Below are 11,971 nucleotides of genomic sequence, written 5' to 3' on the forward strand. Positions count from 1 at the left end.
GCGGATTCACATCAGCGCGGTGCCGACTGCTTTGCACGAGAGGTCGGCACCGCGCCTCCTACGAACTACGAGGAGCCACTGCGATGCCGCATGCCCTGATACGACCACGCCCTGGCCCAACCCCGTTCCGCTCCGGGGCTGTCCGCTCCGGCGAGCGGTGGCGGCGATGAAGAAGACCGCCGGAGTCGTCCTGGGTCTTGCCGCCTTCAGTCCGCTGCTGCTGGCCGTTCCGGTCCTCGCGATCGGAACCTCCAGTGCTTCGGCCTCGTGTTCAACCGGCGGTGCGCAGACTGTGGACAGTACAGCCGTTGCCGCTCAGGTGAAGGCGATCCTGGACGGTGGCGGCAAGGGAACGGTCTCCGTTCCCGGGCTGGACGACCCGGCCGACCAGGTGCCCAACGCCAAGACCATCCAGGCCACCGGCGCCGCGATGAACATCCCTGTCCGGGGACAGATCGTGGCCTTGGCGACCGCCCTGCAGGAGAGCGGCCTGCGGAACCTCACCTACGGGGACCGCGACTCGCTGGGCTTGTTCCAGCAGCGGCCCTCGCAGGGGTGGGGGACGGCCAGCGAGATCCTGGACCCGGTGCACGCAAGCACCTCGTTCTACGCCGCACTGGAGAGGGTCTCCGGGTGGCAGTCGATGACCGTCACCCAGGCCGCCCAAGCAGTGCAGCAGTCCGGGTTCCCGGACGCCTACGCCAAGTGGGAACCCTTGGCGACAGCCTTGCAGAAGGCCATCGCCCCCCTCCTGGCCCAGGCCGGCGGAGCCTCGCCGAGCCCTTCCCCGTCGGGCTCCGGCGGTACCAGCACGGCTCCGCCCAGCACTACGGGCGGTTGTTCGAGCGGTGGTGATGGATCGGGCTTCGGCACGATCCCGCCTGGCGCAGTGCCGGCCGGGTACACCATCCCCGCTGACGCGCCTCCGCAAGCGCAGACCGCGATCCGGTGGGCGATGGGCCAGCTCGACACCCCATACCAGTGGGGTGGCAGCTGTACCAACTCCCACGGGGCGGACCCGATGGGCCGCTGCGACTGCTCCTCGCTGATGCAGCAGGCGTACAAGGCGGCCGGGGTCACCCTGACCCGGACGACTTACACGCAGGTCACCGAGGGCAAGCCGGTTTCGGTGGACGCCCTGCAGCCCGGTGACCTGGTCTTCACCGCCGGGTCCGACGGCACGGCAGCCAATCCCGGTCATGTCGGGATGTACATGGGCTCCGGCCTGATCATCAACGCGCCGCACACCGGGGCTGTGGTCTCGATCGAGTCCCTGGCGTCCTGGAAATCGCAGATCGTCGCGGCCCGCCGAGTCCTCTGACCGGCGCTTTCCCCTCCTCCCCTCCCCCGCATCGCCGCTTCGCCCCTTCGGGCTTTGGCGCGCAATCAATCGAACTGGAGTTCGTTATGTATCTCGCCGACAAGGCCATTCAGCTCGCCTACGACCCGGGCATCAAGCCGAACGAGGGTGGCCTGCCGGGCCTGGCGGTCCTCAAGGAGGTGATGGGCTCGATCAACCTGTTCGGGATCATCGCCGTGGTCGGAGCGCTCGCCGTCAGCGCGGGCGTGTGGGCCTGGGGCCACCACTCCGGCGGCCACCAGGCCGAGGCCAACGGCAAGAAGGGCGTCCTGGTCTCCGCCGGAGCCGCCCTGCTGCTCGGTGCCGCGAACGGTGTGGTCGCGTTCTTCAGCACGCTGGGAACGCAGGTCCACTGATCATGCAGAAACGATCCGCCCCTGCCTTCCGCAGCGGCAACCCCGGCGGCGCATCTCGCGTGCGCCGCCGGGCGCTGCTCGGCACCACTGTCCTGGTGGCGCTCGTCGCCCTTGCCGGCCTGCTCGCCTACCTCACGCGCGACGGGAGGGCTTCTTCCACCGCCCCTGTACCGACGCCGGGTTCGGCCTCCCCCTCCACTCCTTCCTCCGCCGCCGCCTCACCGAGCAACTCACCACCGCCGACCGGGCATGCCGGCGCCCTTCCTGCTCCGCCAACCACGCACGACCCGATCGCCTTCGGGAAGTCAGCAGCGGCTGCGCTGTGGTCCTACGACACCCGTGCCTACTCCCAGCCCCAGCTTCTGGCTGCCTTGCATGGGTGGCTGACTCGGGAGTCCAAATACGCAGACACCGCTTCGATCGACGCTCTCGTGCCCTCGGCGGTGCTGTGGAAGGAGATGGCCGCCAACAGCCAGTTCGCCACCGCCACCGTGAACGAGGGGCACTTCCCCGATTCGTTCACCCAGGCTCTGCAAGCCGATCCCGGGGCGCTCACCACGGCGTACATCTACGCCGTCACGGTCTCCGGTACTCAGTCCATCGCCTGGAACGGCTCGCCCGCAGGTGGCGCCGAGGGCCGCACCACCACCCTCGCGGTCCAGTGCCGCCCCTCCCAGCCCTGTGCCCTGGCCGGTGTCCTGCCCGCCGTCGCGCCCTGACCCCCACTCAAGAAAGGAGCTACCGCCATGGGAGTCTGCGACTGGCCCCTGATGGGCACCGTCTGCGACACCGTCGACTTCGCCACCAACCCCGGCGGCACCGTCACCGACGGCATCGGGGCATGGATCGCGAAGTCCGCAGGTGAGCTTGCCGCCAGCGCGGCCGATCTCGCCGCCAAGGCCGTCAACGAGACCACCGCCATCGACCTGAACGCCGGCTGGTTCCGGGACAACTACGAGCTGCTGCTGCCCATCGGGCTGGCCCTGACCGTCGGAACGTTCTGCATCCAGTTGATGTTCGCGGCCTGGCGACGGGACGAACGCGCCCTCGCGCAAGCGGCCATCGGCACCATGACCGGCGTTCTGTTCTCCTTCTGCGCCGTCGCCTTCACCTCCGTCGCCATCACGGTGGTCGACGCGTTGAGCGCGGGCCTGTTCCAAGCGGCCAACAGTTCCGTCAGCGATGCGATCCGCCGCGTCGTCAAAGTCAACGAACTGGGGGCGATGTTCGGCCTGGGCTGGGGTGTGCCAGCCCTGGTCGCCCTCGGCTGCGCGATCGGCGCGTTCATGTACTGGGGCGTGATGGTTGCCCGCAAGGTCGGCGTCCTGATCATGGTCGCCCTGGCCGTCTTCGCCGGATCCGGCGGCGGCTGGGAGGTCGCCAAACGATGGCGGCGCGGTTGGATCGAGGCCACCGCCACGCTGGTCGTCTCGAAACTGCTGATGACCGTGGTCTTCCTGATCGGCGTCTCGGCGATGGGCAAGTCCGACTCCCACGACGGCATGGCCGCCCTGTCGGACGCGATGGCCGGAATCGTGGTGATGGTCCTGGTCCTGTTGTGTCCCTACGCCACCTACAAGTTCGTCCACTGGGCGACCGACGGCGGCGGCAACGACGACCTGCACCGTACCGGCGTCGCCGGCATGGCAGTCGCCGCCGGAGCGGCGAAGACCGCGGGCAGCCTGGCGATGCAGGCCAGCACCGGAGCCCTTGCTCCGCAGGGCCCGAGCCAGGTCCCCGGGGCAGGTGCCGACGGTGTCGCCTCCGGCATCAACCCCTCCGGCGGCAACCTCAGCAAGGAGGGCATCGACGCCGGACCGCCCGAGCCTCAAACCAGCTTCCGGTTCGGCGAGGACCCGAATGCCAGCGGCGACAAGGGCCGAGCCCTGATCCAACGCCCCGGCATTCCCCCGCTCATCACCCGGGCCAGCGAAGGTGAATCGGGAGGCTCCGAAACGGGCTCCCCGGGTACCGACAGCAGTTCCGGTCTGGTCGCGGGCGCATCGGCACCGGGCAGCAGCATGGCCCGAGCGGGTACCGCGCCGGCTGTCAGCCATGCTCCCGGTGGAGGAAGCAGCCCTTCCGCGCCGCCTCCGCCCTCCACCGGTCCGTCGGCGACTGGCGCCCCGACGCCGACGAGCTGGGTGTTTCCGCACCAGCCGCCTTCAGGATCCTGACTAACCCACACCCGGGGGCGGGCTGTGTCCCCGCAGTCCGCCCCCACCCCCGCACCGCTGACCAATCGAAACGGAGTCCCGCCATGACCTCCAGAAGAGCGCCGCGCGCCCCGCCCTCCGCCCGCTCCCACCGTCTGGAACCGCCATGTCCGACAAGCCCCAGGCCGAAGCCGCCACGGCCACCGTGAAGTTCCCGCACCGCTCGCGGCGCGGCATCCTGCTCGGTCTGACCGCCCCGCAGCTGATCGTCGTCAGCCTCAGCGGCCTGCTCTTGCTCGCCGTGATCCTCACCCGTGGCGTGGTCGGCGCTCTCGAACTCGTCCCGCTGTGGGCCGCCATCGCCCTCCTGGTCTTCGTCCGCTATCGGGGCCGGTCTCTGGCCGACTGGGCTCCGATCGTCACCCGGTACGTCCTGCGCCGGATGCGGGGACAGCTGGTCTGGCTCGTCCGACCCTCCCGCCGCCCGGTCCGCGAGGGGCTCCTCCACCTTCCCGGCACCGCCGCCAGCCTGCGCGTCGTCACCGCCCCCGACCGCCGATACGGGGCGGTCCACAACCCCCACACCGGCACGCTGACCGCCGTCGTCAAGGTCTCCTCCCGCGCCTACGCCCTCCTTGACCCGGGCACTCAGAACGCCAACGTCAACGGCTGGGGCCGGGCGCTGGCCGCGCTCGCCCGTACCGGCCAGGTCGCCCGGATCCAGGTGATCGAGCGCACCGTCCCGGACTCCGGCGACTGCCTGCGCCGCTACTGGCAGGAGCACGGCCAGCCCGACGCCCCAGTGGCCGGCGCGATCTACAGCGAGCTGATCGCCAGTGCGGGTCCGGCTGCAGCTCCGCACGAGGTGTACGTCGCGGTGTCGCTGGACGCCAGGGCCGCGCGACGCCTGATCAACCAGGCCGGTGGCGGCGTGACCGGGTCCTTCAGCGTGCTGGCTCAGCTGACCTCGACCTTCGACCAGGCCGCGCGAACGGCTGGGCTCAACCCCACCGGCTGGCTCACCGCCCACGAGATCGCCGCCGTCGTGCGCACGGCCTACGACCCCAAGGCCCTTGCCGCGCTGGACCGTTGGTCTCCCTCCGGCCACCCCGAGGCGGAGCCTGCCGCTGCCGGACCGGTCGTGGTCGTCGAGAAGTCGGACCACATCGCGACCGACTCGGCTGTCCACTCCACGTACTGGGTCGAGAACTGGCCCCGGACCGAGACCTCGGCGGGGTTCCTGCACCAACTCCTGTTCACCGCCGGGGTCCGACGCACGCTGTCGCTGTCGTACGAGCCGAAGGGACTGGACGCCGCCCTGCGCGATGTCCAGCGCAAGAAAGCGTCGGTGATCGCCGACGCCGCCGAACGGGCCCGGCGCGGCCAGGTCGACTCCGAGGCCGATTCGATCGAGTACCAGGACATCAAGTCCCGCGAGCGCCAGCTCATCGCGGGCCACGCGGATGTCGCTCTGACCGGCCTGCTGACCGTCTCGGCCGACTCCGAGGAGGAACTCCGTTCCGCCTGCGCCGTCGTGGAGACCGCGGCCGTCGGCGCGCAGCTCGACCTCCGGCCGCTCACCTGGCAGCAGGCCGAAGCGTTCACCGCCGCCGCCATGCCGCTCGCCCTCGCCGCCTGATGCCGGCCTTCCCACCCTCCGAAAGAGCACCCCCATGTCCCGCACCGCCAGCCCGACCGCGCAGGACTTCGTGCCCTTCGCCACCGCCGCCCTCGACTTCCACCGCGCGCTCAACATCCCCGCAGGTCCGCTCGTCACCAGCCGCGCCGAGCTGGACGCCCTGCACGCCCACTTCGTCTCCCTGCACGGCCTGCTCCACGCCCACACCGCCCGCACCGGACAGCTCGTCCCGATCGAGGGCGACCAGCTGCGCGCCGCCCGCACCCGGATCTGGCAGGCCGCCGACCACGTCCACGCCGCCTACCACGCGGCACCCCGGCCGGACTCCGGCGAGATACCCGAGCGCGAGGCGTGTCAGGCCGGTCTGCCCGAGGGCGCTCCGGAGCTGACCATCTGCCAGCGCCACCAGCGCACCGCCCACCTGGTACGCCGCAGCACCACCCCGGCCGACCTGCACACGCCGTTCACCGGCCTCGTCCGCCGCTGACCTTGTTCTTCCGTCTGGAGAAACGTTCATGCCCCGCACCCGTGCCAGCGCCTCCCACCTGTTCGTCCCCCGCAAGTCGTCCCGCGCCGAGCAGCGTGCCGCCCGCGCCGGTTTCGCCGAGGCCCGCCGCCAGGCACGCCTTGCCGGGGCCCCGCCCAAGCGCCGCGACGAGGAGACCCTCGACCCGGAGCTGCGGCCGACCTACCCACCGTCGGGACGTCCCGGCCCCTCCTCGGCGCGCGGCGGCAAGCTCCGCCTGCCCGCCCACCGGATGACCACCGCCACCGTCTCCGGGGCCTATCCCTTCCTCGCCGAGGGCGGCCTGGGCGCGGACGGGATCTTCATCGGCCGGGACGTACACGCCGAGGCGGCGTTCTGCTACGACCCGTTCTCGCTGTATTCCAGCGGCCGGATCGAGGGCTTCACCAATCCGAACGCCGTCCTGGCCGGGATCATCGGCATGGGCAAGTCCGCTCTGGCGAAGTCCATCGCCACCAGGGCGATTGCCCACGGCTACCGGATCTACATTCCCTGCGATCCCAAGGGCGAGTGGACGGTCGTCGCGCAGGCTCTCGGCGGTTACAGCATCGCGCTCGGACCGGGGCTGCCTGGCAGGCTCAATCCCCTGGATGCCCCGGCCCGGCCCGCCTCGGTGAGCGAGGGTGACTGGTCGAGCGAGGTGCGAAAGCGCCGTCTCCTGCTTCTGGCGGCGCTGGCGCGCACCGTACTGAAGCGCGATCTCCTGCCGATGGAGCACACCGCTCTGGACCTCGCGCTCGACCTGGTCGTCGCCGAAGCCGAGGCCGCTGGCACGGTGCCGCTGCTCGGCGAGATCGCGCACACCCTCGGTTCACCCGAACGTCTCGACCGGGCCCTCGGCGACCATGCCGGGCACATGGGGCCCGCCGCCCAGGACCTCGCGCACGCCCTGCGCCGCCTGGTGCACGGCGACCTGAGCGGCATGTTCGACGCCCCGAGCACCGTGGCGTTCGACCCGACCACGCCGATGCTGTCCATCGACCTGTCCCGCCTCGGCGGCTCCGGCGACGACACCGCCCTGGTCCTCGCGATGACCTGCGCCAGCGCCTGGATGGAGTCCGCACTGGCCGACCCTGACGGAGGCAGGCGCTGGGTGATCTACGACGAGGCATGGCGCGTCATGCGCCACGTCGGCCTCCTGGAGCGCATGCAGAGCCAGTGGAAGCTCTCGCGAGGCTTGGGGATCGCCAACCTGATGGTCATCCACCGCCTGTCCGACCTGCTCAGCGCGGGCGACGCCGGCTCGCGCGGCCGAGTCCTGGCCGAGGGCCTGCTGGCCGACTGCTCCACCCGCATCATCTACCGCCAGGAACCAGACCAGCTGACCGCCGCCGCTTCGCTGCTCGGCTTGACCGGCGTCGAGACCCAGGCGGTGTCCGCCCTGACCAAGGGCCGGGGGCTGTGGAAGGTCGCAGGCCGGAGCTTCATCACTCAGCACATCCTGCACCCCGCCGAGCGCGAACTGTTCGATACCGATGCCCGAATGTCGGCCTAGGCCCTTCCATGCGAGCAAAAGGAGTTGAGTCATGGTATCGCACACTTCCCCCGATGGTCAGGCACAAGGTGCCGCCGAACACGCGGCCTGGCGGGTGCACCTTCCGGCCTTGGCTGCCGCCGCCGAAGGCATCCAGCAGGCATCGGACGCGTGGGATGCCGTCTCGGACTCCTTCTGCGACCACGACGGCTGGCCCATCGATGAGAAGGGGTACGCGGACGGCAAGGTCCAGCGGGATGCCGCAGCCTGGCAGCACGTCGAGGTCTTCCTCGCCCATGGCCCCGAAGTGCTGGCCGGAGTCGGTGATGCCGCACACGGTGCTGACTACGTCGAGGGCCCGATCAGCGAAGACCTTCGACGGCTGCGCGGAATCGACACCACCCTGGAACGAGCAGGCCAGATCCGGCACGAGTGGGACCAGGTCATGGCCCTGATGGACGCCTCGCTGCCCGGCTCGCGGGAGATCTACGAGAGCCGCGTGCAGGAAATCCGAAACTCCGAAGGCTGGCACTACGCAGACGAGTTGACCTATCAAGGCCCTGCGCTGGTCCGAGCCGCCGAATTCCTGGCCGACCGAACGAACGCCGATAAATCTGCGCCGAACGGACGTGTCCAGGCGGCCTTGGCCCGATCCGCCTCCAGCAACCGCGTGGCACCTGCCCTTCCACCCCCTGCGCCGGCCACGCCGAATCCAACGGCTGCCCGCCGATCCCGCTGACGCCCATAGCAACCCCCTCCCTCCTCAATTCGGAGCGCGCCATGCCACCCGCCACCAGACCCATCCCCGCCCTCGACCGCCCCTCCTCCCGAGCCCGCACCGGATGGTTCCATCATGCCCACCCCCGATCACGACTCCCTGCCCGACGTCGCTGTCGGCCGCCACCCCGACCACGGCATCGTCGCCGCCAACCCCAAACAACTCGCCTCCAGCACATGGATGTTGAAGGGATTCGACTTCCACCCCGTCCCGGATCACCCCACGCTCTATACACTCGCCGACCAACAGCGGAACGGGCAGGACCGTGCCACCCGGGCCGTCGCTCTTCTGCGAAAGGCCGGCTACCGGGTCGACGTAGACGCCGCGTTCGACCCCTCGCTGGCCGCCGAACCGGCGGGCGCCCGCGCACGGCCCCCGCGCGTCGAACCGGACGTCGCGTTCGCCGAGCATCCGCAGCTCGGCGTCGTCGCCGCCACCGCCGACACGATGAGCGCGGTTGAACACGGCGTTGCGATCCTCGAGTCGCACGGCTGGCGCTTCGACCACGCGCTGGACATCTACACGCTGCCCGTCACCACCGACCGCGGCGAGGCGCTCGGCAAGGTCACCGACGCCACACTGTCGATGCACCGGGCCGATCTCCAGGTTGCCGTGCAACCGCTCCTCGCCCAGGACGCAGCCGCACGCCGCCGCCCGCCACCCGCGGCGACCGAGACCCACGAGCACAGCGGGGACTTCACCACACACCGGCGGCCCCGCAGCGCCGCCGCGCTCGCCGCCAGCCCAGCCCGTGCCGGCCTGCCCGGCAAGGCCCCGGTCCCGGCACCCACCGCCTCCGCTGCGCCAGCCCGACCGTCAGACCCGCGCATCGCGTTCTCCCGAAACCGCTGACCCAACTCCCGTAAAGGAGCAGTTCTCATGGCCGTGAAGACCATCTGGCAGATCACCCATTCCTGCGGGCACGAGGCCGAGCGCGACCTGTCTGACCGGGCCGCCGACCGTCGCGCGGGCTTCGCCGAGTGGCTGACCAAGCAGGAGTGCACCGACTGCTGGCGGGCCGCCAAAGAGGGCAACGAGCAGGACAAGGCCGCCTGGCTGGAGGCCAAGCGCGCCGAGGAGCAGGCCGAATCGGAAGCCTGGTCCGAGCTGTACCGGATGCCTCCTCTGGAGGGGACCGAGCGCGCCGTCGCCTGGGGGGTGCGCTGCCGCCACCAGGTCCTGGCCGCCGCCTACACCGCCCTGGTCCTCGAAGGCGAGACCGGCGAGGCGCAGTGGGAGGAGATCGAGGAAGCCGCTCGCACCGTCACCCGCGCCGGGTGGTGGATCGACCAGCGCTCCTCCGAACCCGGGGACCTCACCGAGCTGCTCCAGGCAGCCACCGAGGCCGACCGGCCAACCGAGAACCCCCACTTTTGAACGCCCGTTCCCGGTGCCCCGCCCGACCGGGGCACCGGGCCCCTCCCGCCCAGGGATGTGGATGTCCCATCCCATGCCCGCGTACTCCCTGCTCTGCGATGTCCGACGCACCGAGAGCACCGCCGATCTGCTCAGCTACCTCGACCGTAGCGAGCCCGGTTTCGCTCCCTACCTGCTTGCCGCCTGGTCCCCGGAGCTGACTGCCCAGGACACCGTGGTGCTGCCGTACCTGGCGGTGCTGCTCGATGAGCCGATCGCGCTGCGGAAACCGCGCACCGGGCATGCCGCTGCCCGGCGGCTCACCTGGCACTGCGCTATCCGCAACACCACCGGTGTGGAACTCGATGACGACGACTGGTTCGAGCTGACGCGCGAGCTCCTCGACGTCACCGGTATCGAGCCGGACGGCGACGCCTCGGCGTGCCGTTGGGTGGCGATGCGCAACCAGGCCGGCGGACTCGACATCGTCGCCACCGTCATTCGCCAGGACGGCCGTTGGGCCCGGCTGCACAACGACGGCTACGCCGCCCGCGCTGTCTGCGCGGATTTCGCCCACGCCCACAGCCTCGACGGAGCGCGATGAACGGGGGCGTCTACCAGCGATCTCCGGCCGGGCCAAACCGGGGAATCTGCGGATCCTTCTGTTCCTGACGGCCCGGCCACCCGGCCTGCCCTTCGCTACTCCCCTTCGAGGTCAACGTCGTGATCGCGTACCTGCAGCGCAAGCAGCACACTCTCGGGCTGCTCAGTCAGCAGCTCGGCCTGGGCCAGCGCGGCGAGTACACCGATCCCCGACTGATCGACGGCGAATGCCACGGTGCCCCGATCGAAATGCTCGCCCGTCACGACGCGCTGCCGTACCTGGCCCAGGCGCTCGACGCACCCGTCCCGCGCCTGGGGCTCAGGGCACCGCAACGGCCGGTGCGGTTCTGCTCGGTCCGCTCGGACCCACGGCATCCGGACCTGAGCGACGCGCAGTGGGCCGATGTCGCCCGCCGGATGGTCGCGACCACCGGAATCGCGCCGCCGGGCGACCCGGACGCCTGCCGGTGGATAGCCCTGCGCAACCAGGCCCACCAGGTGACCGTCCTGGCGACCCGCGTCCGCGAAGACGGCCGCGTCCACGAACCGTACCGGGACGCCTTCCGCCCGCAGACCGAGTGCCAGCGCATCGCCGCCGACCTCGGCCACCTCCCCACAGCCCTACCCCCGACGCCTCACGTCCAGGAGCCCTCCATGCCCATCACCGTCACCATCACGGCCGAGCCCAGCGGAAGCATCGTCGCCCGCGGGGGCGACAGTCTCGCCGCCCACTTGCTCAACCACGCCGGATTCGCCTTCACCAACGACTGGCACGGTCCCCGGCACCGCCTGCCGACCAGCATGGACCGGGGCGAGCAGGCCGCCATCGCCAACCACGCGGCCGAGATGCTCCGCGCTGCCCGGTACAGCGTTGCGCTCGACCCTGCCCTCGACTCCACCGAGGTGGCCAGCCGGGCGAACCCTCTCGGTCCTTACACCGCAGGGGCGGAACTCCTACGGCTCACCGACCAAATCAGGTCCGCCGAGAGTGGGGCCGAGTTTCAGCAAGCGGTCGATCACCTTCTCCATCCCGAGCAGGGTGCGCTGGAGCAACTTCGGGAGGCGTTGGAGGCGGCAGGCGAGCAGATCACCGACTTGGACGACGACTCGTACCGGCTCGCTGACCGGTTCGGCTTCGCCGCCGAGTTCGTCAGCGCAGCGCAGTCGGAACTCGTCGGCTCCGAGCGCGAGTTGCGACGTGTCAGCAACTCGCCTCAGGCCCTGGCCGAGGCACGCACCCAGTCCTCAGCACTCCCCGCTCCGCGCAGTGCTGCTCTGGCCACATCGCCCGCAGCGGCCAAGGCCAAGGCGTCGTCCACGCCCGCTGCTGGGGCGGCGGATGCCGGCATAGTCGTACGTCCGTCGCAGGCCCCCAGCACGCGGTCGCGGTGACTCGGATGCCCTCCCCACACGCTCCCACCGGCGGGCTGCCACGCACCTACCTCATTCGGGCCGCTGACGTTCTGGCCAGCGCAACGGTTCCGGCGCCGCTGGAGCTGCCCGCGTTGGTGCCAGAGCAGCAGTGATCTTCCATCGCTCTTCCCCAATGGAGCCTGACCGTGCCTCGCTTCCCCTCTCCCCTCCGGTTCCAGCGCTCCGGTCACTGGCTGCGGTTGGGCCGCCGCCCGGTCTGGTTGGAGCCATCGCCGCTAACCGATCATCTGATGGCCCGCGACGAGTCCGAACGGCAGCGGAACCACGCCCGGCACTTCCGCGAGCTGTC

General features: G+C 70.6%; 12 protein-coding genes. All 12 read left to right on the plus strand.

The genetic code is table 11. The features are described from left to right. Positions 1 to 166 precede the first annotated feature (166 nt). Positions 167 to 1,321, plus strand: a complete 1,155-nt coding sequence (locus ABH941_RS34710; RefSeq protein ID WP_370133862.1) for a C40 family peptidase — start codon at positions 167 to 169, stop codon at positions 1,319 to 1,321. A gap of 86 nt (positions 1,322 to 1,407) precedes the next feature. Further along, on the plus strand, positions 1,408 to 1,716 hold the full coding sequence (locus tag ABH941_RS34715) for a DUF6112 family protein (RefSeq protein WP_370133865.1): 309 nt from the start codon (positions 1,408 to 1,410) through the stop codon (positions 1,714 to 1,716). 2 nt (positions 1,717 to 1,718) lie between these two features. Further along, positions 1,719 to 2,435 (plus strand): hypothetical protein, encoded by a 717-nt coding sequence (locus ABH941_RS34720; RefSeq protein ID WP_370133867.1) that lies wholly within the window; start codon positions 1,719 to 1,721, stop codon positions 2,433 to 2,435. A 27-nt stretch (positions 2,436 to 2,462) separates the two neighbouring features. Then, positions 2,463 to 3,893 (plus strand): ATP-binding protein, encoded by a 1,431-nt coding sequence (locus ABH941_RS34725; RefSeq protein ID WP_370133870.1) that lies wholly within the window; start codon positions 2,463 to 2,465, stop codon positions 3,891 to 3,893. A 145-nt stretch (positions 3,894 to 4,038) separates the two neighbouring features. After that, positions 4,039 to 5,511 carry an SCO6880 family protein gene (locus ABH941_RS34730; RefSeq protein ID WP_370133873.1) on the plus strand — a complete coding sequence of 491 codons (1,473 nt, stop codon included), beginning with the start codon at positions 4,039 to 4,041 and terminating at the stop codon, positions 5,509 to 5,511. A 34-nt stretch (positions 5,512 to 5,545) separates the two neighbouring features. Continuing rightward, positions 5,546 to 5,998 (plus strand): DUF6238 family protein, encoded by a 453-nt coding sequence (locus tag ABH941_RS34735; RefSeq protein ID WP_370133876.1) that lies wholly within the window; start codon positions 5,546 to 5,548, stop codon positions 5,996 to 5,998. Between the two features lie 28 nt (positions 5,999 to 6,026). Then, positions 6,027 to 7,532 carry an ATP-binding protein gene (locus ABH941_RS34740; RefSeq protein WP_370133878.1) on the plus strand — a complete coding sequence of 502 codons (1,506 nt, stop codon included), beginning with the start codon at positions 6,027 to 6,029 and terminating at the stop codon, positions 7,530 to 7,532. A gap of 31 nt (positions 7,533 to 7,563) precedes the next feature. Then, positions 7,564 to 8,250, plus strand: a complete 687-nt coding sequence (locus ABH941_RS34745; protein ID WP_370133881.1) for a hypothetical protein — start codon at positions 7,564 to 7,566, stop codon at positions 8,248 to 8,250. A gap of 114 nt (positions 8,251 to 8,364) precedes the next feature. Beyond that, entirely contained in the window at positions 8,365 to 9,141 is a 777-nt protein-coding gene (locus tag ABH941_RS34750) for a hypothetical protein (RefSeq protein WP_370133884.1), read from the plus strand. Positions 9,142 to 9,168: 27 nt separating this feature from the next. Further along, positions 9,169 to 9,666, plus strand: a complete 498-nt coding sequence (locus ABH941_RS34755) for a hypothetical protein (RefSeq protein WP_370133887.1) — start codon at positions 9,169 to 9,171, stop codon at positions 9,664 to 9,666. A gap of 73 nt (positions 9,667 to 9,739) precedes the next feature. Continuing rightward, on the plus strand, positions 9,740 to 10,249 hold the full coding sequence (locus ABH941_RS34760) for a hypothetical protein (RefSeq protein ID WP_370133890.1): 510 nt from the start codon (positions 9,740 to 9,742) through the stop codon (positions 10,247 to 10,249). A gap of 119 nt (positions 10,250 to 10,368) precedes the next feature. Further along, the gene (locus tag ABH941_RS34765) at positions 10,369 to 11,640 is read left to right on the plus strand and encodes a hypothetical protein (RefSeq protein ID WP_370133893.1); all 1,272 of its coding nucleotides are present in this window, start codon (positions 10,369 to 10,371) and stop codon (positions 11,638 to 11,640) included. Positions 11,641 to 11,971: the final 331 nt, after the last annotated feature.

Origin of the sequence: Streptacidiphilus sp. EB103A (assembly GCF_041261405.1) — a bacterium.
Lineage (GTDB): Bacteria > Actinomycetota > Actinomycetes > Streptomycetales > Streptomycetaceae > Streptacidiphilus.